Consider the following 23,773-nt stretch of genomic DNA (forward strand, 5'->3'; position numbering starts at 1 on the left):
ACACTGTTAACGCAGTTCTCTCTTTAATCAGGGCGCGAACGACAACCTTGTGGAGGAGCGGACGAGCGGGCAGCGGGTCCACCCCCTTCTGAGCACGACGAGAGTCACGAGTACGATGGGCGTCGGTCTTCTTCAGCGACTCGTCAGGGGTGTTTTCGTGAGGTTCCAAGCCAACCGCGATGTCTTCAGCGAGGCCGTGTCGTTCGCGGTCAAGCTGCTGCCGCAGCGCACGACCCTGCCGATCCTCTCCGGCGTCCTCATCGAAGCGACGAGCGAGGGCCTCACGCTCTCCTCCTTCGACTACGAGGTCTCGGCGCAGACGCAGATCGCCGCCGACGTCGAGGAGACCGGCACCGTCCTCGTCTCGGGCCGCCTTCTCGCCGACATCGCCAACCGTCTGCCGAACGCCCCCGTGCGCATCGCCACGCAGGAGTCGCGCGTCTCGGTCTCGGCCGGGTCCGCCCACTTCACGCTGCTGCAGATGCCGGTCGAGGAGTACCCGTCGATCCCCGAGATCGACGCGTCGACCGGGCTCGTCCCCGCCGACGCCTTCTCGGCCGCGATCTCGCAGGTCGCCGTAGCCGCGTCCCGCGACGACGTCACCCCGGTCATCACGGGCGTGCAGCTCGAGATCACCGAGAACACCATCGGACTCGTCGCGACGGACCGCTACCGCGTCGCCGTCCGCGAGATCGACTGGGACAACGGCGACAACCCCGCTCCGACCCAGCCCCTCACCGCACTCGTCCCGGCCCGCACCCTGCAGGAGGTCGGCAAGACCTTCGGCCACTCCGGCACCGTCTCGGTCGCGATCACGCAGCGCGACGAGCGCGAGCTCATCGCCTTCACCGCCGACCGCAAGACCGTCACGTCGCTCCTGATCAAGGGGAACTTCCCCCCGGTCAAGCGCCTCTTCCCCGCCTCGGTCGAGAACTACGCGGTCATGGCGACGAGCGACCTCATCGAGGCCACCCGCCGCGTCTCCCTCGTCCTCGAGCGCGAGGCCGCACTCCGCTTCAGCTTCAGCAGCGACGGACTCACCCTCGAGGCCATCGGATCGGAGCAGGCGCAGGCGTCCGAGAGCATCGACGCGATCCTGACCGGAGGCGACGTCGTCGTCTCGCTGAAGCCGCAGTTCCTGCTCGACGGGCTCGCTGCGGTGCACTCGGAGTTCGTGCGCATCGCGTTCACGAAGACCGAGAACCCCAACAAGCCCGGTCCGGTGCTCCTCACGGCCCAGACCTCGCGCGACCAGCCCGGCAACGACAGCTACCGCTACCTGCTGCAGCCCAACCTGCTGCTGCGCTGACCCCCGTTCCTCGATCGCACCGTCGCGACCCTCCCCGCTCCCGACGAGCGCCCGCCCGCCGGCTCATGAATCCAGGAAGGTTCACCATGCACATCGGACTCGTCGGACTCGGCAAGATGGGCGACAACATGCGCTCCCGCCTCCGTGAGAAGGGAGTGGAGGTGACCGGATACGACCGCAACCCGGACGTGTCCGACTCCGCCTCCCTCGACGAGATGATCGCCGCGCTCCCCACGCCCCGCGTCGTGTGGGTCATGGTCCCCGCCGGCGCCATCACGGACAGCGTCATCACCGACCTGTCCGAGAAGCTCGACGAGGGCGACCTCGTCATCGACGGCGGCAATTCGCGCTTCACCGAGGACTTCAAGCACGACGCGCTCCTCAAGCCCAAGGGCATCCACTACATCGACGCCGGCGTCTCCGGCGGCGTGTGGGGCCTCGAGAACGGCTACGGCCTCATGGTCGGCGGCCCGAGCGAGCTCGTCGAGTACGCCATGCCCGTCTTCGACGCGCTGCGCCCCGAAGGCCCCCGCGAGGAGGGCTTCGTCCACGTGGGCGAGGTCGGCGCCGGCCACTACGCGAAGATGGTCCACAACGGCATCGAGTACGCGCTCATGCAGGCGTTCGCCGAGGGCTACGAGCTCCTCGACACGCGCAAGGACATCATCAAGGACGTCACGGGCACCTTCAAGGCGTGGCAGCGCGGCACGGTCGTCCGCTCCTGGCTCCTCGAGCTCCTCGTCCGCGCCCTCGAGCAGGACCCCGAGTTCGAGCACATCGAGGGCTACGTCCAGGACTCGGGCGAAGGCCGCTGGACCATCGAGGAGGCCATCAACAACGCCGTCCCGGTGCCCACGATCAGCGCCTCGATCTTCGCCCGCTTCGTCTCCCGCCAGGAGGACTCGCCCGCGATGAAGGCCGTGGCGGCGCTCCGCAACCAGTTCGGCGGGCATAGCGTCAAAGCCGTCGACTGAGTCGACGGGCTCGGTCCGGCTGTGCCCACGGGTTCGGACTGCCTGTGGCAGTCCTCGCGGCAGTCGGCTGAGCCGACCGGCTCGGTCCGGCTGCGCCGGTCCTCGGGCGGTCGGCTCTCGAGATGGCCGCGTTCCGCAGAGCCGGTCGCGTCCGGCGACCTTCGGCCCGCCGCCGCCCTGAGGCAGAGATGCTCTCAGGGCGCCGGCGGGCCTCCGGCCGCCTCCTTCCCTGCTTCCGCAGGGGGCCGCGTCCTGCGGACGGCGGTCTTGGGGGCCGATCGATTGGAGGACTGCGGGAAGGCCGCGTCCTTCGGACGGCGAGGGAACATCCGCTCCTGTCCGGCCTGCAGACCCCCGTCTCTGCTGGTCGAGTAGCCCCGCAGGGGCGTATCGGGACCCACCTGATCCAGGAGTCGGGCGAGTTCGGAGGCCGGGGCCGCGGAGACGTCGCCTCCGGCCTGCTGGTCGAGTAGCCCCGAAGGGGCGTATCGAGACCCGGATGCACCGGAGGTCGGGCCTCTCGGAGGCGCGCGGCGAGACCGGCGCGGTTCAGGGGAGGGGCGGCGCGCAGGAGGGTCGGGCAGAGTGGAGGAGGAGGTGGTGGCGTGCAGGTGACGCAGCTCGCGTTGAGCGACTTCCGGAACTACGCCTCCGTCGACGTCGCGCTCGTGCCGGGGCCGAACCTCTTCGTGGGGCGGAACGGGCAGGGCAAGACGAACCTCGTCGAATCGCTCGGGTACCTCTCCACCCTGGGGTCGCACCGCGTCTCGAGCGATCAGGCGCTCATCCGGGCCGGCCGCGACAGCGCTGTGGTGCGCGCGCGCCTGCGCAACGGCGACCGCGAGCTGCTGGCCGAGGTGCAGATCAACCGCTCCTCCCCCAACCGCGCGCAGATCAACCGCGGCGGCATCAAGCCGCGCGAGCTGCCGCGGTTCTTCTCGAGCGTCCTCTTCGCGCCAGAGGATCTCCTCCTCATCCGGGGCGACCCGTCGGCCCGCCGCCGCTTCCTCGACCAGCTCGTGGTGCTCCTCTCCCCCCGCATGAGCGCGGTGCAGTCCGACTACGAGCGCGTGCTGCGCCAGCGCAACTCGCTGCTGAAGTCGGCGAGGGCGAGCGGCATCCGCGACGTCTCGAAGCTCGGCACCCTCGACATCTGGGACGAGCGGCTGATCGCGCTCGGCTCCGAGATCATGCAGTCTCGCCTCGCGCTGGTCGACGAGCTCAGCGGTCCTGTCCGCGGTGCTTACGAGGCGGTCGCCGGCGCGGACCAGCGCCCGGTCCTGCGCTCGCGCCTGAGCATCGAGGGTGCCGTCGACGACGACGGGGAGCCGCTCGAGACGTCCGAGCCGGGCTCCCCCGTCGAGCGGGCCGGCCTGAGCGAGGCCTTCGCCTCCGCTCTCGTATCGGTCCGCCGCAAGGAGCTCGACCGCGGGATCTCGCTCGTCGGCCCGCACCGGGACGACGTGCAGTTCGAGCTCAACGACCTCCCCGCCAAGGGCTACGCCAGCCACGGGGAGAGCTGGTCGTTCGCCCTGGCGCTCAAGCTCGGCGCGGCGGAGCTGCTGCGCCGCGACTCCCCCATGGGCGATCCCGTGCTGATGCTCGACGACGTCTTCGCCGAACTGGACTCGCGACGGCGCGAGCGCCTCGCCTCCGTCGTGGCCGACTACGAGCAGGTGCTGATCACCGCCGCGGTCTTCGACGACGTCCCGGAGGCGCTGGCCGCGCACACGGTGCGGATCGAGGCGGGCAGCATCGTCGATCCGGTCGAGACTGCCGTTCCGCCGACCGCCGTTCAGGACGACGTCGCAGAGGACCGGACCGATGGCTGACGCCCCCCGACGGCCCGCCCCCGCCCCGGACTCCGAGGCGGCCCGCGTCTACAAGCACCTCAAGGAGGTGTTCGGCGGCGACGGACCGCGCCGCATCCGCAAGACGGTCGAGCGCGCGGAACCCAAGGGCGACGCGATCCCGTTCGGCAAGGGGCGCGACCCGCACGACCTCGGCGACGTGCTCGACGCGCTCACCCGCAAGCTCGACTGGACCGCTCCGCTGGCGCAGGGCGACCTCATCTCCTCCTGGACCGCGATCGCGGGCGAGGAGACCTCGAAGCACTCCACTCCGCTCGGCGTCGTCGACGGGGTGCTGACCGTCGCGTGCGAGTCGACGGCCTGGGCGACGCAGCTGCGCCTCATGCGGATCGAGATCATGAACCACATCGCCGTGAACCACCCCGACGCGGGCATCGTCTCGATCCGTTTCCAGGGCCCCGACGTACCGAACTGGAAAAGGGGCCCCAGGTCGATTCCAGGGCGTGGTCCGCGCGACACCTACGGCTGAGGACGCATTTTCGGTCGACCCCGTCGATCCAGGCCCTCAGATCGCCGCAGAGAGCCGCGGATCGTCCTCCCGCGCGATAGAATGGAGGGCCGCCGAACCGCAGCGACGCCGCCCCCGAGTCCGTTCGGGAGCAGCGCGATCCACCTCTCGTGGCATCGCGAGCGGAGTGATCTCCAGATCCTCCCCCGCGTCGCGTCGGACCGTCAGAGGAGAACTCCACAGCTATGACACCCGAGCCGAACGACTCCACGTCACCCGCAGCGAACGACCTGGACGCGAACGGCTCCACCGACGCCCCGTCCTCGGGGATGTCCACCAAGTCCTCCGGCGACTACGGCGCCAGTCAGATCCAGGTCCTCGAGGGCCTCGAGGCCGTGCGCAAGCGCCCCGGCATGTACATCGGATCCACGGGGCCGCGCGGTCTGCACCACCTGGTCTACGAGATCGTCGACAACGCCGTCGACGAGGCGCTGGCCGGCTACTGCGACAACATCGAGGTCGTCATGCGCGCCGACGGAGGCGTGACCGTCGCCGACAACGGCCGCGGCATCCCCGTCGACATGCACCCGACCGAGGGCATCTCGACCGTCGAGCTCGTGCTGACCGTGCTGCACGCGGGCGGCAAGTTCGGCGGCGGCGGCTACGCGGTCTCCGGCGGACTCCACGGCGTCGGCTCCTCCGTCGTCAACGCCCTCTCGACGAAGCTCGAGGTCGAGGTGAAGCGCCAGGGCTCGGTCTACCGGATGTCGTTCGCCGACGGCGTGCCCGTGGCCCCGCTCGAGAAGGGCGAGGCGAGCGACGAGACCGGCACCACGATCACCTTCTGGCCCAACGGCGAGATCTTCGAGACGACCGAGTTCGACTACGAGACCCTCCGCGCGCGCTTCCAGCAGATGGCCTTCCTCAACAAGGGCCTCCGGATCGCGCTGACCGACCAGAACGAGGTCGAGTTCGACGGAGAGGGCGAGGACGAGACCGTCGGCGTCCGCGGCGACGTCTTCCACTACGAGAAGGGCCTCGTCGACTACGTCGAGTACATCAACTCGCTCAAGAAGTCCGATCTCGTGCACTCCGAGATCATTGATTTCGAGAGCGAGGACAAGGAGCGCCGCATCTCGCTCGAGGTCGCGATGCAGTGGACGACGGCCTATACCGAGAGCGTCCACACCTACGCGAACACCATCAACACCCACGAGGGCGGCACCCACGAGGAGGGATTCCGCGCGGCGCTCACCACCCTCGTGAACAAGTACGCCCGGGCCAAGAACCTCCTGAAGGACAAGGACGACAACCTCTCCGGCGAGGACATCCGCGAGGGCCTCACCGCGGTCGTCTCGATCAAGCTCGGCGAGCCGCAGTTCGAGGGCCAGACCAAGACCAAGCTCGGCAACACCGAGGCCAAGGCGTTCGTGCAGCGCGTGACGGGCGAGCAGCTCGCCGACTGGTTCGACCGCAATCCCACCCAGGCCAGGGACATCATCAGCAAGTCGATCCAGGCCGCGTCGGCACGGATGGCGGCCCGCAAGGCGCGCGAGACCGCCCGCCGCAAGGGCCTGCTCGAGGGCGGCGGCATGCCCGGCAAGCTCAAGGACTGCCAGTCGAAGGACCCGTCGCTCTCCGAGATCTTCATCGTCGAGGGCGACTCGGCCGGCGGATCCGCGGTGCAGGGACGCAATCCCGAGACGCAGGCGATCCTCCCCCTCCGCGGCAAGATCCTCAACGTCGAGAAGGCGCGCCTCGATCGGGCACTCGGCAACAACGAGGTCCAGGCCATGATCACGGCGTTCGGCGCCGGCATCGGGGAGGACTTCAACCCCGACAAGGCGCGGTACCACAAGATCATCCTGATGGCCGACGCCGACGTCGACGGCCAGCACATCACGACGCTGCTGCTGACGCTCCTGTTCCGCTACATGCGACCGCTGATCGATCTGGGCTACGTCTACCTCGCGCAGCCGCCGCTGTACCGGCTGAAGTGGTCGAACTCGCCCCACGAGTACGTCTACAGCGACCGCGAGCGCGACGCGCTGATCGCGCACGGCGCCGCGTCGAACAAGCGCATGCCGAAGGAGAACGGGATCCAGCGCTACAAGGGTCTCGGCGAGATGGACTACAAGGAGCTGTGGGAGACCACGATGGATCCGGCCACCCGGACGCTCCTCCAGGTCACGCTCGACGACGCGGCCGCCGCCGACGAGATCTTCTCGACCCTGATGGGCGAGGACGTCGAATCCCGGCGCTCGTTCATCCAGAAGAATGCGAAGGACGTGCGCTTCCTCGACATCTAGATCGCATCGCGATCTACAAGGCGGCAGCCCCGCGGCACACGGCCGCGGCGAGCGACCATCTCGACAACGTGACGGCGGCCCTCAATGGGCCGCATCAGCCCTACAACGACTGACACCCAGCGCGACCGCCCTCGAGCAGCACTCGAGACCCGGACCCACCTGAGAGACCAGAGATCATGGCAGACGAACCCACCACCCCCACCGGTCCGGACGACAGCGAGGACATCGTCACCGAGACCGGTGTGGTGATCCACGGGCACGACAAGATCGAGCCCGTCGACCTGCAGCTCGAGATGCAGCGCTCGTACCTCGACTACGCGATGAGCGTCATCGTGGGTCGCGCGCTCCCGGAGGTGCGTGACGGCCTGAAGCCGGTGCACCGCCGCGTGATCTACGCCATGTACGACGGCGGCTACCGCCCCGACAAGGCGTTCTCGAAGTGCTCGCGTGTCGTCGGCGACGTCATGGGCCAGTTCCACCCGCACGGCGACTCCGCCATCTACGACGCCCTCGTGCGCCTGGTGCAGCCGTGGAGCCTCCGCTACCCGCTCGCCCTCGGCCAGGGCAACTTCGGCTCCCCCGGCAACGACGGCGCGGCGGCGCCGCGGTACACCGAGACCAAGATGGCCCCGCTGGCCCTCGAGATGGTCCGCGACATCGACAAGAACACCGTCGACTTCCAGGACAACTACGACGGCCGCACGCGCGAGCCCGCGATCCTCCCCGCGCGCTTCCCGAACCTGCTCGTCAACGGCTCGGTCGGCATCGCGGTCGGCATGGCGACCAACATCCCGCCGCACAACCTCCGCGAGGTCGCGGCCGGCGCCAAGTGGGCGCTCGAGCACCCGGAGGCGTCGCGCGAGGAGCTGCTCGAGGCGCTCCTGCAGCGCATCAAGGGCCCCGACTTCCCCACCGGAGCGCAGATCCTCGGTGTGCGCGGCATCCAGGACGCGTACCGCACCGGTCGCGGCTCCATCACGATGCGCGCGGTCGTCTCCATCGAGGAGATCCAGGGCCGCACCTGCCTCGTCGTCACCGAGCTGCCGTACCAGGTGAACCCCGACAACCTCGCGATCAAGATCGCCGAGCTCGTCAAGGACGGCCGCGTCTCCGGCATCGCCGACATCCGCGACGAGACCTCGGGCCGCACCGGTCAGCGCCTCGTCGTCGTGCTCAAGCGCGACGCCGTGGCGAAGGTCGTGCTGAACAACCTCTACAAGCACACCCCGCTGCAGGAGAACTTCGGCGCGAACATGCTCGCGATCGTCGACGGCATCCCGCGCACGCTCTCGCTCGACGGCTTCATCCGCGCGTGGGTCGACCACCAGGTCGAGGTCATCGTCCGCCGCACCCAGTACCTCCTCGACGAGGCAGAGGCGCGCATCCACATCCTGCGCGGCTACCTCAAGGCGCTCGACGCGCTCGACGAGGTCATCGCCCTCATCCGCCGCTCCCCCACCGTCGAGGAGGCGCGCGACGGCCTGATGGAGCTGCTCGACATCGACGAGGTGCAGTCGCGGGCGATCCTCGACATGCAGCTGCGCCGGCTCGCCGCGCTCGAGCGCCAGAAGATCATCGACGAGCACGACCGCATCCAGGCCGAGATCGAGGACTACAAGTCGATCCTCGCGAGCCCGGAGCGCCAGCGCAGCATCATCTCGGACGAGCTCGACGAGATCGTCGACCGCTTCGGCGACGACCGCCGCACCGAGATCCTCTTCGGCTTCGACGGCGACATGAGCGTCGAGGACCTGATCCCCGAGGAGGAGATGGTCGTCACCGTCACCCGCGGCGGCTACCTCAAGCGCACCCGCAGCGACTCCTATCGTGCGCAGCACCGCGGCGGACGCGGAGTGCGCGGCGCTCAGCTGAAGGCCGACGACATCGTCGAGCACTTCTTCGTGACCACCACGCACCACTGGCTCCTCTTCTTCACGAACACCGGACGCGTGTACCGCGCCAAGACGTACGAGCTGCAGGAGGCGAGCCGCGACGCGAAGGGCCAGCACATCGCGAACCTCCTCGCGCTGGAGCCGGGCGAGCAGATCGCGCAGATCCTCGACATCCGCGACTACGAGGCGGCCCGCTACCTCGTGCTCGCGACGCGCGACGGACTGGTCAAGAAGACGGCGCTGTCCGAGTACGACACCAACCGCTCCGGCGGCATCATCGCGATCAAGCTGCGCGAGGGCGACGAGCTCGTCTCGGCGCTGCTGGTCGACGAGGACAGCGACGTGCTGCTGGTCTCCCGCAAGGGCATGTCGATCCGCTTCACCGCGTCCGACGAGGCGCTGCGCCCGATGGGCCGATCGACCTCCGGCGTGCGGGGCATGTCGTTCCGCGGCGAGGACCGCCTGCTCGACGCCAATGTCGTCAGCGACGAGGGCTTCGTGTTCATCGTCACCGAGGGCGGCTACGCGAAGCGCACCGCGGTGGACCAGTACCGCCTGCAGAACCGCGGCGGACTGGGCATCAAGGTGGCCAAGCTCGAGGAGAAGCGCGGCGATCTCGTCGGCGCGATCATCACGGGCGAGGACGACGAGGTGCTCGTCGTGCTCGCCGGAGGCAAGGTGGTACGCTCTGCCGTGGCCGAGGTACCGGCCAAGGGTCGCGACACCATGGGAGTCGTCTTCGCACGATTCGCAGAGGACGACCGCATCATCGCACTCGCCAAGAACACCGAACGCAATCTCGACGCCCCGGACGAGGATCCCGACGCCGCAGCGGCGTCCTCCGACTCCGAACCGGTGTCGGAGGAGGATGGGTCCGTAGATGAGTAGCACCGTCGCCGAGAAGCTCGCCAAGAAGTCAGCGAAGAGCCCGGCGGCGAAGCAGGTCCGCCTGAAGCTCGTCTACGTCGACTTCTGGTCGGCCGTGAAGCTCTCGTTCCTGCTCGGGCTCACGCTCGCGATCATCACGATCGTCGTCGTCTACCTCGTCTACACCGTGCTTGCGCAGACCGGTGTGTTCGACCAGATCAACGGCCTCGTGCAGGAGATCGCCGGCGCCGACGCGTTCGACCTCAACGCCATCATCTCGCTGCCGCAGATCATGGGCTTCGCGGTCGTCGTCGCCGTGCTGAACACCATAGTCACCACCGCGCTCGGCGCGATCGTGGCGCTGCTGTACAACCTCAGCGTCAAGATCACGGGCGGCCTGCTCGTCGGCTTCACCAACCAGTGAGCCGCTCGGGTCCCGCCGCGCGCGGGGCCCGCGGCCCGATTGGGATTCTGACGCCGCGTCGGGTAGAGTCTCATCTGGCCATTTCGGGGGTATAGCTCAGGCGGTTAGAGCGCTTCACTGATAATGAAGAGGTCCCAGGTTCAAGTCCTGGTACCCCCACCCGTGCCGCTCGGCCCGTCACCTCACGGTGGCGGGCCGTTCGGCTCTCGGAGACGGATCGCCCCGTCTCCGGCCCGGGGCCTTAGCTCAGTTGGTAGAGCGCCTGCTTTGCAAGCAGGATGTCAGGAGTTCGAATCTCCTAGGCTCCACACGTCCCCGCCGTCCCGCTCCGCCCGCCGCGTCGAGCAGGATGTCACGGGCTCTCGCAGGCCAGGCCGAGGAAGTTCTCGACCGAGAGGACCTCGCCCGTCTCGTCGCGCACATCGCCGACGATGACCTCGCCGACCGACAGGGTGTCGAACTGCTCGGCGTGGAACACGACCGGGCGAGCCGACATCGACCTGCCCTCGGCGTACGCGCCCAGCGTGTAGTCGATACCGGGGGCGAAGCGCTCGATCACCGTGTCCGCCGGCCAGACCGTACGCCCGACGAGGTCCGTCGCGCCGAGGTCGACCACCGTGTCCGGGGAGGCCCAGCGGGTGAGGCGACGCAGACCGTCGCCGACCAGCAGTGGCGCGGAGTCGTCGACCGCGAGATCCAGGCCGTCCACGACTCCGGAGCAGACGACGACGATCCCGATCACCTCGCCGCGCTGCCCGCCGCGGCCCAGACCCACGGTGGCGCTCGACTCCTGAGCACTCGAGCAGCCCGCCAGGGCCAGCACGGCAGCAGCGCCGAGCACGACGGAGGAGCTCACGAACACGGGACGACGACGCACAGGACCTCCTGCCGCCACCCTACGATGCGGCGGAGGGCTCCGGGACGGCGCGGGCGAGGGCGGACAGTGCCTGGGGGAGCGACGGGGCTCCCTCCGCGCGGAACACCGCTCGCCCGTCGGCGGCGCGCACGACGACGGTCGGGGTCGAGCGGATGTGCTCCGCCTCCGCCTCGTCGGGCCGGAACGCGACGTCGTACTCCCGCAGCTCGGCGGCGGGCACCAGCTCGACAGCCCGCTCCAGTACGGCGCGCGCCGCGTGGCAGGCGCCGCAGAAGGCGGAGGTGTACAGCTCGACGATCACACTCGGGACAACGCGTCGCGGGACCCGCGGATTCCCCGACCGCTCAGCGGACGAGCCAGGCCTCGTTCATGCCGAGCGCGACGTCGACGAGCTCGACCCGCTCGAGCGACTCGACGTCGCCGAGGGGGAACCAGGACGCGGCGTCCGTCGATCCGTCGACCTCGTGCGTCAGCTCACCGCCCGTGATGCGCGCGCGGTAGACGACGCGGATCGCGTGCAGCGGGCCGGCGGCGGGGTCGCTCCGTCGGTGGGCCGGGATCACGTGCGAGTCCACGCCGATCAGGGCCTCGAGCTCGGCGTGGTACCCGGTCTCCTCGAAGATCTCGCGGACCGCGGCGTCGGCCGGGGACTCGCCCTCGTCGATGCCGCCGCCCGGCAGGGTCCACGCCTGCCACGGGCCCTGACTCCAGTGCGCGAGGAGCATGCGGTCGCCGTCGATGATCACGCCGTACGCGGCGACCCGGATGTCCACTGCAGCAGCCTATCTCCGGACGATTCCGGACATACGACAGGCCCGGACCCCGCGAGGCGGGATCCGGGCCGGACGGTGAGGATCAGGACGCGGTCGAGGCCGCGGACTGAGCGGCGCTGGCCGGCTCGTCCTCGGCGACCCACAGCTCGTCGTCGGCGCGGAACGTCTGCCAGACGGCGTAGCCGATCCCGCCGACCGCGACGAGCGCGGCACCGATGGCGAAGACCGTGCCGATGTTCGACTTCTTCTTGGGCGGAGTGGTGAGCTCCTCCCAGCGCGCCTTCGAGATCTCGGCGAGCTTCGCGCGGTTCTTCGAGTCCTTCGCGGCCTCGAACGCGGCGGCGGCAGTGCCTCCGACCGCGGCGAACGTCGGGACGACCTTGTGCAGAACGGTGTCGCGCGCGGAGGAGTACGTGCCCTCGACGGCGTGGACGCCGTTGTCGTAGACGGGCTTCACCCGCGACTGGTACGTGTCCTTCGCGAAGGGGACGAGCTCCTTCTTCGCGTACTTGGCGGCGTGAGCGCGGCTCTTCTCGAGAACGGAGGCGGCGTGCGCCAGCACCTCCTGCTGCTCACTCCAGACCGCCTCGGCGTTCTTGCGGAGGCGCTTGAGATCCTTCTTGTGCTTACGTGACAGACCCATGTGGTCCTCCATCGGCTACGAGCAGCGAACTCCTCAATACTGCCACTCATCGATCGGGCTCCGCATCGCGCACCCAGCGCATTGACACCGGGCGCAGGGGACCCCTACATACGCGCTGTGCGAGAATCCACCCATGCCTTTGCACACCGCAGTCGCGACGTTCCACACCAACAAGGGCGACATCGTCGTCAACCTCTACGGGAATCACGCTCCCAAGACGGTCCGCAACTTCGTCGGTCTCGCGACCGGCGACATCGAGTGGACCCACCCGGCCACCGGTGCGAAGACGAAGGAGCCGCTCTACAACGGCACCGTCTTCCACCGCGTCATCCCGGACTTCATGCTTCAGGGCGGCGACCCGCTCGGCCAGGGCATCGGCGGCCCCGGCTTCCAGTTCGACGACGAGATCAACCCCGAGCTCGACTTCACGCAGCCCTACATCCTCGCGATGGCGAACGCCGGCAAGCAGGCGGGCCGCGGCACCAACGGCTCGCAGTTCTTCATCACCGTGGCGCCGACCACCTGGCTCCAGGGCAAGCACACGATCTTCGGTGCCGTCGCCGACGACGCCTCGAAGCAGCTGGTCCAGTCGCTCTCCACCGTCGCCACCGACGGCCGTGACAAGCCCCTCGAGGACGTCGTCATCGAGAGCGTCGAGATCACCGAGGTCTGATCCCCTCTTCCCCCTTCTCCCCGAGGGCCGGATCCGTCTGGATCCGGCCCTCGTTCTCCCCGGAGGCGAATCCGTGACCCAGGTCCCGCCGACCAGCGCGTACGCGTGCTACCGCCACCCCGACCGGCAGAGCTTCGTGCGCTGTCAGCGGTGCGGTCGCACGATCTGCGGCGAGTGCCAGACGCCCGCCCCGGTCGGAGTGATCTGCCCGGACGACATGGCGCAGCAGCGCGCGGAGGCCCCGCGCACGCGCAGTCCCCTGGTCTCGAGGGTCCGCGCCATGACCCGCGCCGATCAGCCGACCGTCACCTACGCGATCATCGCCCTCTGCGTGTTCCTCTGGATCCTCGAGGTCCTCCCCGTCGTGGGCAACCTCGTCATCGGCGGGCTCGCCTACGTCCCCGCCTACACGCTCCCCGGCTTCGGCGCCGGGTTCGAGCCGTGGCGGATGCTCACCTCGGTCTTCCTGCACAGCACGTCGGTCTTCTTCGTCATCCCCTTCCACCTCGCGTTGAACATGTACACGCTGTGGATCTTCGGGATGGCGCTGGAGCGGATGCTCGGGCGCGGGCGGTACCTCGCGCTCTTCCTGCTGAGCGGCTTCGCCGGCTCGGTCGGAGTCCTGCTGCTGGCGGGTCCGCTGACGACGGTGATCGGCGCCTCCGGAGCGATCTTCGGACTGATGGGCGCCTACCTGGTGATCCTGCGGCACCTGGGCGGCCAGGCGTCGCAGCTGCTGGTGCTCGTGGGTCTCAACCTCGTCATCGGCTTCCTGCCCGGGATGAACGTGGCCTGGCAGGCGCACGTCGGCGGCCTCGTGGCGGGTGCGCTGATCGGGCTCGTCTTCACCCGGACGCGGCAGCGGTCGCAGCGCCGGACGCAGAACCTGCTCGTCGGCCTGATCGGCGTGGGCCTGGTCGCGATCACGGCGGGGGCGTACGTCCTGGCGTGAGTCGAGGGTGACCGGCTGAGGGGGTTACCGGAGGGCGCGTCCTCATGCTGGGGGTGTGGGAGGACGTGGGTCTCGATACGCCGCTTCGCGGCTACTCGACCAGCAAGCGGGGCAGAGGCGATGATCCGCGCTCGAGTCTCGATACGCCGCTGCGCGGCTGCTCGACCAGCGGAGGTGAGCGGCACTCGCTCGGAGGGGGGCTGCGCGAGCGGCGGGCACTCTTGCTGATCGAGTAGGTCGCGAAGCGGCCGTATCGAGATCCGCTCGATCCCGCGCGCGGGGGTGTAACCGGCTCGAAGGGTTCGTCCACAGGTGCTGTGCACAGGTGGGGAGAAAGTTATCCACAGGGTTGTTAACAATGGGGAGAACTACGCGGATGTCATTCCGCGGGGTGCGGCCGAGGGACGGGAGGGTCCCCGATCCTGCCGCGTCAGACCGCGGATCGGGGTGAGCGGCCCCGGGATCCCGCGGATCCGGAGGGCGTTGCGCTCTCTCCACAGGAGTTTGCACAGCTGGGGATAATTACAGGCGTGTAGTTCGAGGAAGACGCGCGACGACGACGGTGGCGTCCCGGTCGTCGTCCTCGAGGATCCGCGTCGAGAAGCCCGACGCGGCGAACGCGGCCGCACTCACCGGAGCCTGCTCGCGACCCGATTCGATGACGACCGCACCGCCCGCCGACAGCCAGTTGCGGGACTCCCGGGCGATGCGGCGATGCAGCTCGAGACCGTCGCTCCCCCCGTCGAGCGAGGCGGCGGGTTCGTGCAGCCGAGCCTCCGGCGGCATCAGGGCGATCGCCTCCGTCGGCACGTAGGGGGCGTTCACGACGACGACGTCGATGCGCCCGCGTTCCCCGGCGAGCAGCGCGGAGAAGAGGTCGCCCTCGAACACCTCGCCGAACCCGTCGAGGTTGGTCCGCGCGCAGGCGACCGCAGCGGAGGAGACGTCGGCGGCGAGCAGCCGCAGGTCGCTGCGCTCGCCCGCCAGCGCGCGCCCGATCGCTCCGGAGCCGCAGCACAGGTCGAGCACCGTGGTGCCCGGGGCGCACCCCTCGAGCAGGGACAGGGCCGCGTCGACCACGAAGCCGGTCCGCACACGCGGCACGAAGACTCCGGGAGCCACGCGGACGCGCAATCCGCGGAAGTCGACCCAGCCGAGGATCTGCTCGAGCGGCTCGCCCGCCTCGCGGCGCCGCAGCAGCGCGTCGAGCTGCGCCTCCGACGACGCCTCCTCCTCGATCAGGCGTGCCTCGTCCTCCGCGAACACACAGCCGGCCGCTCGGAGTCGGGCCACGGACGACGAACGCCCCGTCCGGGGATCGGACGGGGCGTCGGTCATGCCGGGGACGCGGTCAGCGCCAGCGGGTGGTCATCAGGAAGCCGATGAAGGCGATCCCGAAGCCGATGAGGATGTTGAGGTTGCCCAGATCGGGGATCGGCAGCACGCCCTGGCTCACGTAGAAGACGATGATCCAGGCGAGTCCGATCAGCATGAAGCCGAACATCACCGGCTTGAACCAGACCGGGTTGGGGGAGTTCTCTCCGGTCCGGGCCTCGTCGCGCTCCGGCTTCGGGCTCTTCGTCGCTCGTGCCATGCCGACCACTGTACCGGGCGGAGCACTCCGACCGGGAGCAGGCCGCCCGCCGGCTCCGGTCGAGACGGCTTTCCGGCGTTCTCCACAGGCTGCGCAGAGCTCTCCCCAGGGGCGCAGAGAGCCGAGGATCCGTGGGAGGCCGCCGATTAGACTCGTCGCATGTCAGCCGAGCAGCCCGCCGAAGCACCCCTGCGGCCGCGAACCCGGCGCCGTGCTCCGCGCCCGCGCCGCCGGCTGTCCGTCTTCGGGGTGCTCGGCGAGCTGCTGATGACCGCGGGCGTCCTCGTCCTCCTCTTCCTCGGCTGGCAGCTGTGGTGGAACGATGCGGTGATCGCCGGTCAGCAGACGAGCGAGGCGGCGGAGCTGCGGGAGAGCTGGGGGGATCCGGCGCCCGCGCCCGCTCCGACGCAGGCCGAGTCCCTCGCCCCGGCCGACTTCGGGGCTCCCGTCGTGTCGACGGTCGCAGCGATCGACACGTCCTTCGGCAACCTCTACATCCCCCGCTACGGCGAGGGCTGGGTCCGCACGATCGCCGAGGGGGTCGACGCGGCGAACGTCCTCGACGAGGGCAGCATCGGGCACTACCCGGGCACCCAGATGCCCGGAGAGGTCGGCAACTTCGCCCTGGCGGCGCACCGCAGCGCGTACGGCGGGGGCATGCACCTCATCGATCAGCTCCAGCTCGGCGACGCCATCTACATCGAGACGGCGGACGGCTGGTACACCTACCGCTACCGCAATCTCGAGTACGTGCAGCCGTCGGACGTGCAGGTCATCGATCCGGTGCCGTGGTCGACCGACGTGGCGCCGACCGACCGGCTCATCACGCTGACGAGCTGCAACCCGCTGTACTCGACCGCCGAGCGGATCATCGCCTACGGCGTCCTCGAGTCCTGGCAGCCGCGTTCCGCGGGTGCCCCGGCCGAGCTCGCCGCGACGCTCGATCAGGAGGGCTGAGATGTACGCAGCGCTGTGGCGGGTCCTGCCCGGCCCCTGGTGGGTCCGGCTCCTCCTCGTCCTCGTCCTCGTGGCGGCCGTGCTGGCCGCTCTCGCCGAGTGGGTGTTCCCGTGGGTGCAGTCGATCGTGCTCGATCAGAACGTCACCGTCGAGGAGTGAGCGGCCGCCGGTCGACGGGGATCCTCGTCGTCGACAACTACGACAGCTTCGTCTTCACCCTGGTCGCCTACCTCCGCGAGCTCGGAGCGGACGTCGAGGTCGTCGAGGGCGCTGAGCTGTCGCCGGCCGAGGCGGTGCTCCGCGCCGAGGCGGCCGACGGTGTCCTCGTGTCGCCGGGCCCGGGCCGACCCGAGGACGTCCCCACGTCGACGGCGCTGGTGCGGCACGCTGTGGCGAGCGCGCATCCGCTGCTCGGCGTCTGCCTCGGGCACCAGGTGATCGCGCACGCCCTCGGTGGCCGCGTGAGCGAGGCTCCGGAGCTCCTGCACGGCCGCACCTCGATCGTCGAGCACGACGGCGACGGGCTGTTCGCGGGGATCCCCTCGGGGTTCGAGGCCATGCGGTACCACTCGCTCGCGGTCGAGCTCGGCTCGCTGCCGCCCGAGCTGGCGGTGACGGCGACCACCGCGGAGGGTGTCGTCATGGCGTTGCGGCACGTCTCGGCCCCGGTCGTCGGCGTGCAGTTCCATCCGGAGTCGATCCTCACGCCGTCCGGGCGCGTGCTGCTCGCGAACTGGCTCGACGAGGTCGGCACGGCTCCGTCTCTTTGCGACCGCGCATCGAGCGACTCGCTGTCGAAGTGACCCTCGGACAGGGGCCATCAGGACGCGCCACTCCTCGTGCGGAAGCCGCCGCCGATGCGCTATGACTGTCGTTTAGAGCTGCCCGATCCGCAGAACGGCGGGAGCGGGAGCTCCGATCGCACGGCTATGGACCCCGCCCTGGTGGCGTGTTTTGACGGGTGTGCGGCGGAGGGTGCAGTACCCCTTCCCGGCATAATCGGAGGACATCCGGCAAGGGGATCGACTGCTGGAACGAATCATCCGGGGGCGACGATGGTGGAACAGGTCTCGTGGGAGTACTCCGGGATACGCGAGATCGAGACGCTCGGTCCTCGGGTCGTGGTGAAGCCGGGGACGGTTCCGCGCCTGACGGGTTCGGGCTTCTCAGCGAACGGCGTGCAGGTGGTCCTGATCACGTCGTCGCCGATGCGCGTGCTCCGGGGGACCTGGAGCGCCGACGACACGTCCGTGCTCACCTTCACGTTCCTGCTCGAGGGCTTCGTCCGCATGGTCGGACCGGAGCGGACGACGCTCCTGCGTCCCGGATCGATCTCGTACCAGCCGGGGACGACCACGTTCACGACGGAATCGACGACCCCGGTCTCGCTGCTGCAGGTCTCGATCCGCTCCGACGAGATGCGCCGCTACGGCTTCGACACGAACGCGGGCGTCTACGCGCTCGATCCCGACGCCCGGACGACGCGCGCCGCCTCCGCGTTCACCACGGCGTTCGTCCTCGCGGCCGAATCGGGTCCCGGGATCCCCGGGGAGGCCGAGCTCGCGAACTTCGTCCACGTCGTCAAGCAGCTCCTGGTCAGCGCGTTCCTCGCCTCGCAGGGGGCTCAGGCCGGCGCCACGAGCATCCGTGCGGCGACGCTGGGTCGCGCCAGGACCGTGATCGACCGCACCCACCGGACGCCCCGCTGCACTCCGGAGGCCGTGGCGGACGCGGTCAACGTGTCGACCCGCTCGCTGCAGCGGCTCTTCGAGGACGCCGGCACCACCGTCGCCAGCGAGATCGAGCTCGCCCGGGTGGCCAGCGCCGTCGAGCTGCTGCGCCGCCGTCCGCGCGAGGTACCCCTCGAGACGATCGCCGCCGCGTCCGGGTTCTCGTCCGCCGACCACCTCCGCCGCGCACTGAAGCGCCGGGAGGGGCTCACTCCGAGCGACATCCGGGGCGGCCTTCCGTCGTCGGCCGACCGGGTCGTGCGACTCGAGCAGCCGCTGGCGGACGCCCGCCGGGCGTAGACCCTCGGAGGCACGGAGCCTCGGCGGCACGGAGCCGCGGGGCACTCGTGCTCGCCGTGCTGCGGGCGCTCAGCCCGCGCAGTAGCCGAGCTCGATGGTGGAGCCCTGGGGGACCTCGCCGGGAGCGGACGACTGGGTGGTGACCGGTGGGTTGGTGCGGCGCACCGACTCGCACGTCTCGTCGGGGGCCTCCTCGCCGACGAGCTGCAGATCCTCGGCCTCGAGGGCTGCGAGAGCGGCGCTCAGCGACAGGCCGACGAGGTCGGGCAGCACGACGGTGCCGGAGGAGACGACGACGTCGACCGGGGTGCCCGGTGCGGCCAGGTCGCCTCCGGACGGAGCGCTGGAGATCACGATGTCGGCCGGGACGGTGGGCGAGTTCGTCCGGGTTTGCGACCCCTCCTCGAACCCCGCTGCGGTGAGGGCGGCGATCGCGTCCGAGAGGGCGCTGCCCGCGGTCGCCGGGACCGCGACCGGTTCGGCGCCCTGCGACACGTAGACGCGGATCACCGTGTCGGGGGCGACGATCGTGCCGGAGCCGGGATCCGTGCGGATCACCTCGCCCTCGGGGACGGAGTCGCTGAACTCGGTGACCTGACTCGGCACGAGGTCGAGGGCCGTCAGCGTCGACTGGGCGCTGTCGTAGCTCGTGCTCGTGAGGCTCGGGACCTCCCGCGACTGCGACGGGAGTGTCGTGGACGGCTGCAGGGTCAGCACCCAGATGACGAGCGCGGCCACGATCACGGCGAGCACGACGATCGACGACCAGATCCACAGCACGGGCGGTCGGCGCTGCGTGCGGACGATCGAGTTGTCCTCGGCGAGCTGGCGCAGGGCCAGCTCGGAGTCGTTCATGCCGCCCTGGCTGCGGGCGGCGAAGAGGGAGGTGGTCAGCTCGTCGATCGGGCGGTGATCGGCCAGCCGGCCGGAGGCGGCGTCGCGCAGGTCGTCGCGGAACTCGGCCGCGCCCTGGAAGCGCTCGTAACGGTCCTTCGAGAGCGCCCGGGCGACGATCGAGTCGAGCGCCGGGCTGACGGCGGGGTTGATCGAGCTCGGCGCCGGAGGCGTCTCGCTCACGTGCTGATAGGCGACGGCGACCGGGGTGTCGCCGCGGAAGGGCGCACGACCGGTGAGGAGCTCGAACAGCACGATGCCGGCGGAGTAGAGATCGCTGCGGGCGTCGACCTGCTCGCCCTTCGCCTGCTCCGGGGAGAAGTAGGCCGCGGTGCCGAGGATCGCGGTGGTCTGGGCGACCGTCGCCGCGGAGTCGGAGACGGCCCGGGCGATACCGAAGTCCATCACCTTCACCTGGCCCGACGGGGTCAGCATGATGTTGCCGGGCTTGATGTCGCGGTGCACCACTCCCGCTCGGTGCGAGTACTCGAGGGCGGTGAGGATGCCCTCGGTGATGCGCACGGCCTCGTCGACGTCGACCGGGCCCTCGGCGATGACGTCCTTGAGCAGGCGCCCCTCGATGTGCTCCATGATGATGAACGGACGCCGCGACTCGGTGCCCTGCTCGTCGACGGTGACCTCTTCGCCGGCGTCGAAGACGCGGACGATGGTGGGGTGCGACATGCGCGACGCGGCCTGCGCCTCCTGGCGGAACCGCAGGCGGAAGGCGGAGTCGGAGGACAGCGAGAGCTTGAGCTCCTTGACCGCGACCGTGCGCCCGAGGCGGGTGTCGGTGCCGAGGTAGACCTCGGACATCCCGCCGCGGCCGAGCCGAGGCCCGACCTGATACCGTCCCGCGATCAGGCGACCCTCTTCCGTCACGCGTACGCTCCCGCCCTGATCCCGTCCAGCACCGGCCCCCGCAGGAGCCACGGCAAGTGTACCCGCGGCCCCGCAGCGAACCCGCGGGGCGCGGCGGTGCAGACGACGACGGGCCCGGAGGATCGCTCCTCCGGGCCCGTCGTGGCGACGGCGCGCTACTCCTCGGGGTCCCCGGTCGGAGTACCCGTCGACGTCCCGGTACCGGTCGGCGTCGGCGTCGGCGTCGGAGCGGGGGCGTCGACCGCGACCGTGAGGGTCGGCGAGGCCGCCGACTCCGTCTCTCCGCAGATCACCGTGTAGGTGATGTCGAGAGAGCCCTCCGCCGGGCCGGCCTGGATCGTGGCGGTGGTTGAGTTCGACGGGTTGGTGCTCGTGACGGACGCGCCCTCGCCGGTCGCGGTGACCCGGTAGCCGGTGACCGAGGTGCCGCTCGGGCACTGGTTGTAGTTGGTCCAGGTCACGTTGAAGGTCGCGCCGGCGTCGACGCTGGAGGCCGCGGGGGTGACGGTGGGGACCGCGGTGGGGGCGTCGGGGGTCGCGACGTCGAGGTACACCGAGACGCGGATCGTGGTGCCCTGCGCGACGTTGGCCGTGGGGGTCAGCGCCGACACGGTGCCGACCTGCTCGGCCGTCGCGGCGTTCGGGCCGTCGACCCGCTCGACGCCCATGCCGAGCGCACCGAGCTCCGCCTCGACGTCCTCGAAGGGGCGGTCGATGAAGTCGTCCTCGTTGATGGGCACGAGGTTCGAGGTCTGCGTGGGAGTCGGCGTGGGTGTCGTGCTGGGGGTCTGCGACGGGGTCTGGCTCTGCGTCGCCGGCGGCGTCGGTTCGGCCTCGTTCCCGTCGCCGGTGGTCAGCGCGAAGATCGTGCCGCCGATCACGACGGCGAGGATCACGATGAGGGCGAGGAGCGGCCAGGTCCACGGGCTGCGCTTGCGCGGCTCCTGGATCTCGTCCTGCTCGTCCGGAGCGCCCACGAGGGATCCCGCGGCGAAGGCGGTGGTCGTGTTGGAGGGCAGGACGGTCGTGGCCTGCGTGGCTCCCGCCGCCGACGGCAGGACAGTGGTCGCCTGCGTGGCCGGGAGGTCGCCGGCGACCGCCGGGACCGCGAGGGCGGCGCCGCGGACGTCGCCGATGCGCAGCGCCTGCGCCGCTCGGGCGAGGTGCGCGGCAGTGGCCGGACGGTCGGCGGGCTTCTTGGCGATGCAGGAGTAGACGAGGTTGCGCACGGGCTCGGCGACCGTGACGGGCAGCTCCGGGGGAGTGTCGTTGATCTGCGCCATCGCGATGGCGACCTGCGACTCGCCCGTGAACGGACGGCGCCCGGCCAGGCACTCGTACGCGACGATGCCCAGCGAGTAGATGTCGGTCGCGGGCGATGCGGGCTGGCCGCTGGCCTGCTCCGGGGACAGGTACTGGACCGTGCCCATGACCTGGCCGGTCGCGGTGAGCGGGACCTGATCGGCGATGCGGGCGATGCCGAAGTCGGTGATCTTGACGCGGCCGTCGGGCGTGATCAGCAGGTTGCCCGGCTTCACGTCGCGGTGCACCAGGCCGGCCGCGTGGGCCGCGTGCAGCGCCAGGGCGGTCTGCGCGACGATGTCGAGGACCTTGTCGGTCGAGAGCACGCGCTCGCGCTCGAGCACGGTCGACAGCGCCTCGCCGGGGACGAGCTCCATGACGAGGTACGCGGAGCCGTCCTCCTCGCCGTAGTCGTAGACGTTCGCGATGCCCTCGTGGTTGACGAGCGCGGCGTGGCGGGCCTCGGCGCGGAAGCGCTCGAGGAACCCGGGATCGCCGAGGTACTCGTCCTTCAGGATCTTGATCGCGATGGTCCGGCCGATGACGAGATCGGTCGCCTGCCACACCTCGCCCATTCCGCCGATGGCGATCCTGGACTGCAGCTCGTAGCGTCCCCCGAAGGTGAGGCCTGATGTGGGTCTCATTTGTTCAGCACCGCCTCTAGTACCTGTTGTGCGATGGGTGCGGCGATCAGGTTGCCGTACCCGGTCTGGCCGAGTCCCCCGCCGTCCTCGACGAGGACGGTGATGGCGTACTGCGGATCGTCCGCAGGAGCGAATCCGGTGAACCAGAGGGTGTAAGGGTCGTCCCTGCCGTTCTCGGCGGTGCCGGTCTTACCGGCCACGGTGACGCCTCCTATTGTTGCATTCGTCGCCGCGCCGTCCTCGACGCTGGCGACCATCATCGCCTTCACGGCGTCCGCCGTCTCCTCGCTCACGGCACGGCCCAGCGGGTCCTCCTCGAACTGCTCGAGGACGCTGAGGTCCTGCGAGCGGATGACGTCGACCAGGCTCGGACGCATGACCTCGCCGCCGTTCGCGATCGCCGCCGAGACCATCGCGATCTGCAGCGGAGTGGCCCGCACCTCGTACTGGCCGAAGGCGGTCAGCGCGGTCTGCGCGTCGTTCTCGGTCTCGGGGTAGGTGCTCGCCTCGACCGACATCGGGATCTCGAGCTCGGTGTCGAAGCCGAACTTCTCGGCGGTCTCGCGGATCGCGTCGGCCCCGAGCTCGACGCCCATCTCGGCCATCGGCACGTTGCACGAGAGCTTCACGGCCGTCGCGAGCGTGACGGTGTCGCCGGGGCCGCAGAGGCCGCCTCCGGAGTTCGTGACCTGCGTGCTGGTGCCGGGCAGCGTGTACGCCTGCTGGTTCGGGAAGCTCGACTCGGGCGTGAAGCGGCCCGACTCGATCGCCGCGGAGGCGACCACGAGCTTGAAGACGGAGCCGGGAGGGTTCAGGGAGCCGCCGATGGCGCGGTTGATCAGCGGGTTCTCCGGGTCGTCGTCGAGTGCCTGGTAGGCCGCGAGCACCTCGTTCGTGTCGTGCGAGGTGAGCGCCGTGGGGTCGAAGGTGGGCTTGGAGACCATCGCGAGGATGCGGCCGGTGGCCGGCTCCGTCACGACGACCGCTCCGGTGTAGTCGCCCAGCGCGTCGAACGCCGCCTGCTGGGCGACCGGGTCGATCGAGAGCTCGACCGACGCGCCCTCGGGATCCTGACCGGAGACCAGGTTGTCGATCTCGTCGAAGAACTGCGAGTTCGAGGTGCCCGAGAGGTAGTCGTTGAGCGAGCGCTCGATGCCGGTGGTGCCCTGGTTCAGGGTGAAGTAGCCCGTGACGCCCGAGTAGAGCGGCCCGTTCGCGTACTGGCGCTGGAACTTGTACAGGTCGTCGCTCGGCACGGAGGAGGCGATCGGCTGGCCGCCGACCAGGATCGCGCCGCGCTCGGTCGAGAAGCTCTCGTAGAGCGTGCGGGTGTTGCGCGAGTCCTCGGACAGCGCATCCGCCTGGATCACCTGGATCGTGGTGGTGGAGAGGAAGAGGGCGACGAACATCGTCAGGACGACGATGCTCACGCGCTTGAGTTCACGGTTCATCGACGG

Annotated in this window: 22 protein-coding genes and 2 tRNA genes; 15 read left to right on the forward strand and 9 right to left on the reverse strand. The window is 69.9% G+C overall.

The genetic code is table 11. The annotated features are described in order from the left end of the window. Positions 1-157: 157 nt before the first annotated feature. From dnaN to LRG51_RS11840, 9 genes are all read left to right on the forward strand, one after another. A complete protein-coding gene (gene dnaN, locus LRG51_RS11800; RefSeq protein ID WP_055784504.1) occupies positions 158-1,309 on the forward strand; it encodes a DNA polymerase III subunit beta in 1,152 nt (383 codons plus the stop codon). Positions 1,310-1,395: 86 nt separating this feature from the next. Next, the gene (gene gnd / locus LRG51_RS11805; protein ID WP_055784501.1) at positions 1,396-2,283 is read left to right on the forward strand and encodes a phosphogluconate dehydrogenase (NAD(+)-dependent, decarboxylating); all 888 of its coding nucleotides are present in this window, start codon (positions 1,396-1,398) and stop codon (positions 2,281-2,283) included. A gap of 605 nt (positions 2,284-2,888) precedes the next feature. Beyond that, entirely contained in the window at positions 2,889-4,115 is a 1,227-nt protein-coding gene (gene recF, locus LRG51_RS11810) for a DNA replication/repair protein RecF (RefSeq protein ID WP_230672866.1), read from the forward strand. Beyond that, entirely contained in the window at positions 4,108-4,623 is a 516-nt protein-coding gene (locus tag LRG51_RS11815) for a DUF721 domain-containing protein (RefSeq protein ID WP_107573958.1), read from the forward strand. Before recF ends, LRG51_RS11815 begins: the two co-directional genes overlap by 8 nt. Positions 4,624-4,931: 308 nt before the next feature. Further along, positions 4,932-6,911, forward strand: a complete 1,980-nt coding sequence (gene gyrB, locus LRG51_RS11820) for a DNA topoisomerase (ATP-hydrolyzing) subunit B (RefSeq protein WP_055788603.1) — start codon at positions 4,932-4,934, stop codon at positions 6,909-6,911. Positions 6,912-7,087: 176 nt separating this feature from the next. Next, positions 7,088-9,691 (forward strand): DNA gyrase subunit A, encoded by a 2,604-nt coding sequence (gene gyrA, locus LRG51_RS11825; protein ID WP_107573957.1) that lies wholly within the window; start codon positions 7,088-7,090, stop codon positions 9,689-9,691. Then, positions 9,684-10,094, forward strand: coding sequence for a DUF3566 domain-containing protein (locus tag LRG51_RS11830; protein WP_055784492.1), 411 nt, complete (start codon positions 9,684-9,686; stop codon positions 10,092-10,094). Before gyrA ends, LRG51_RS11830 begins: the two co-directional genes overlap by 8 nt. Positions 10,095-10,179: 85 nt before the next feature. Further along, positions 10,180-10,253: transfer RNA gene (locus tag LRG51_RS11835), tRNA-Ile, on the forward strand. A gap of 76 nt (positions 10,254-10,329) precedes the next feature. Then, positions 10,330-10,402: transfer RNA gene (locus tag LRG51_RS11840), tRNA-Ala, on the forward strand. A 44-nt stretch (positions 10,403-10,446) separates the two neighbouring features. Here the strand turns inward: LRG51_RS11840 and LRG51_RS11845 are convergent. The 4 genes from LRG51_RS11845 to LRG51_RS11860 form a co-directional block, all read right to left on the reverse strand. Next, a complete protein-coding gene (locus LRG51_RS11845) occupies positions 10,447-10,971 on the reverse strand; it encodes a hypothetical protein (RefSeq protein ID WP_162238010.1) in 525 nt (174 codons plus the stop codon). Positions 10,972-10,990: 19 nt separating this feature from the next. After that, complete coding sequence (locus LRG51_RS11850; RefSeq protein ID WP_055784485.1) at positions 10,991-11,272, reverse strand: glutaredoxin family protein; 282 nt, start codon at positions 11,270-11,272, stop codon at positions 10,991-10,993. 43 nt (positions 11,273-11,315) lie between these two features. Beyond that, complete coding sequence (locus LRG51_RS11855; protein ID WP_055784482.1) at positions 11,316-11,744, reverse strand: NUDIX hydrolase; 429 nt, start codon at positions 11,742-11,744, stop codon at positions 11,316-11,318. 82 nt (positions 11,745-11,826) lie between these two features. Then, entirely contained in the window at positions 11,827-12,387 is a 561-nt protein-coding gene (locus LRG51_RS11860) for a hypothetical protein (RefSeq protein WP_230672867.1), read from the reverse strand. Positions 12,388-12,520: 133 nt separating this feature from the next. Here LRG51_RS11860 and LRG51_RS11865 point away from each other — a divergent pair, with 133 nt between their 5' ends. Beyond that, a complete protein-coding gene (locus LRG51_RS11865) occupies positions 12,521-13,060 on the forward strand; it encodes a peptidylprolyl isomerase (protein ID WP_056868835.1) in 540 nt (179 codons plus the stop codon). Between the two features lie 73 nt (positions 13,061-13,133). Then, on the forward strand, positions 13,134-14,012 hold the full coding sequence (locus tag LRG51_RS11870; protein ID WP_056868834.1) for a rhomboid family intramembrane serine protease: 879 nt from the start codon (positions 13,134-13,136) through the stop codon (positions 14,010-14,012). Between the two features lie 522 nt (positions 14,013-14,534). Here LRG51_RS11870 and LRG51_RS11875 read toward each other — a convergent pair. Beyond that, positions 14,535-15,350, reverse strand: a complete 816-nt coding sequence (locus LRG51_RS11875) for a putative protein N(5)-glutamine methyltransferase (RefSeq protein WP_230672869.1) — start codon at positions 15,348-15,350, stop codon at positions 14,535-14,537. Positions 15,351-15,363: 13 nt separating this feature from the next. Further along, positions 15,364-15,606 carry a cell division protein CrgA gene (locus tag LRG51_RS11880; protein WP_055794313.1) on the reverse strand — a complete coding sequence of 81 codons (243 nt, stop codon included), beginning with the start codon at positions 15,604-15,606 and terminating at the stop codon, positions 15,364-15,366. A 159-nt stretch (positions 15,607-15,765) separates the two neighbouring features. Between LRG51_RS11880 and LRG51_RS11885 the strand changes: the two genes are divergently transcribed. The 4 genes from LRG51_RS11885 (at position 15,766) to LRG51_RS11900 (ending at position 18,594) form a co-directional block, all read left to right on the forward strand. Further along, on the forward strand, positions 15,766-16,563 hold the full coding sequence (locus LRG51_RS11885) for a class E sortase (protein ID WP_055793970.1): 798 nt from the start codon (positions 15,766-15,768) through the stop codon (positions 16,561-16,563). Position 16,564: 1 nt separating this feature from the next. Further along, positions 16,565-16,723: a hypothetical protein gene (locus tag LRG51_RS11890; protein ID WP_170116314.1), complete on the forward strand. Its 159-nt coding sequence runs from the start codon at positions 16,565-16,567 to the stop codon at positions 16,721-16,723. Beyond that, entirely contained in the window at positions 16,720-17,367 is a 648-nt protein-coding gene (locus LRG51_RS11895; protein WP_230672871.1) for an anthranilate synthase component II, read from the forward strand. The genes LRG51_RS11890 and LRG51_RS11895 overlap by 4 nt, the downstream gene beginning before the upstream one ends. Positions 17,368-17,619: 252 nt before the next feature. Then, positions 17,620-18,594 carry a helix-turn-helix domain-containing protein gene (locus tag LRG51_RS11900; RefSeq protein ID WP_055793973.1) on the forward strand — a complete coding sequence of 325 codons (975 nt, stop codon included), beginning with the start codon at positions 17,620-17,622 and terminating at the stop codon, positions 18,592-18,594. Between the two features lie 69 nt (positions 18,595-18,663). Here the strand turns inward: LRG51_RS11900 and pknB are convergent, their stop codons facing one another. The 3 genes from pknB to LRG51_RS11915 all read right to left on the reverse strand — a co-directional run bounded on the left by pknB (position 18,664) and on the right by LRG51_RS11915 (position 23,767). After that, entirely contained in the window at positions 18,664-20,304 is a 1,641-nt protein-coding gene (pknB, locus tag LRG51_RS11905) for a Stk1 family PASTA domain-containing Ser/Thr kinase (RefSeq protein ID WP_230672873.1), read from the reverse strand. Between the two features lie 221 nt (positions 20,305-20,525). Next, complete coding sequence (locus LRG51_RS11910; RefSeq protein ID WP_230672875.1) at positions 20,526-22,316, reverse strand: protein kinase domain-containing protein; 1,791 nt, start codon at positions 22,314-22,316, stop codon at positions 20,526-20,528. Beyond that, complete coding sequence (locus LRG51_RS11915) at positions 22,313-23,767, reverse strand: peptidoglycan D,D-transpeptidase FtsI family protein (protein ID WP_230672877.1); 1,455 nt, start codon at positions 23,765-23,767, stop codon at positions 22,313-22,315. Before LRG51_RS11915 ends, LRG51_RS11910 begins: the two co-directional genes overlap by 4 nt. Between the last annotated feature and the right edge of the window lie 6 nt (positions 23,768-23,773).

The organism is Rathayibacter sp. Leaf248, assembly GCF_920939495.1.
Taxonomy (GTDB): domain Bacteria; phylum Actinomycetota; class Actinomycetes; order Actinomycetales; family Microbacteriaceae; genus Rathayibacter; species Rathayibacter caricis.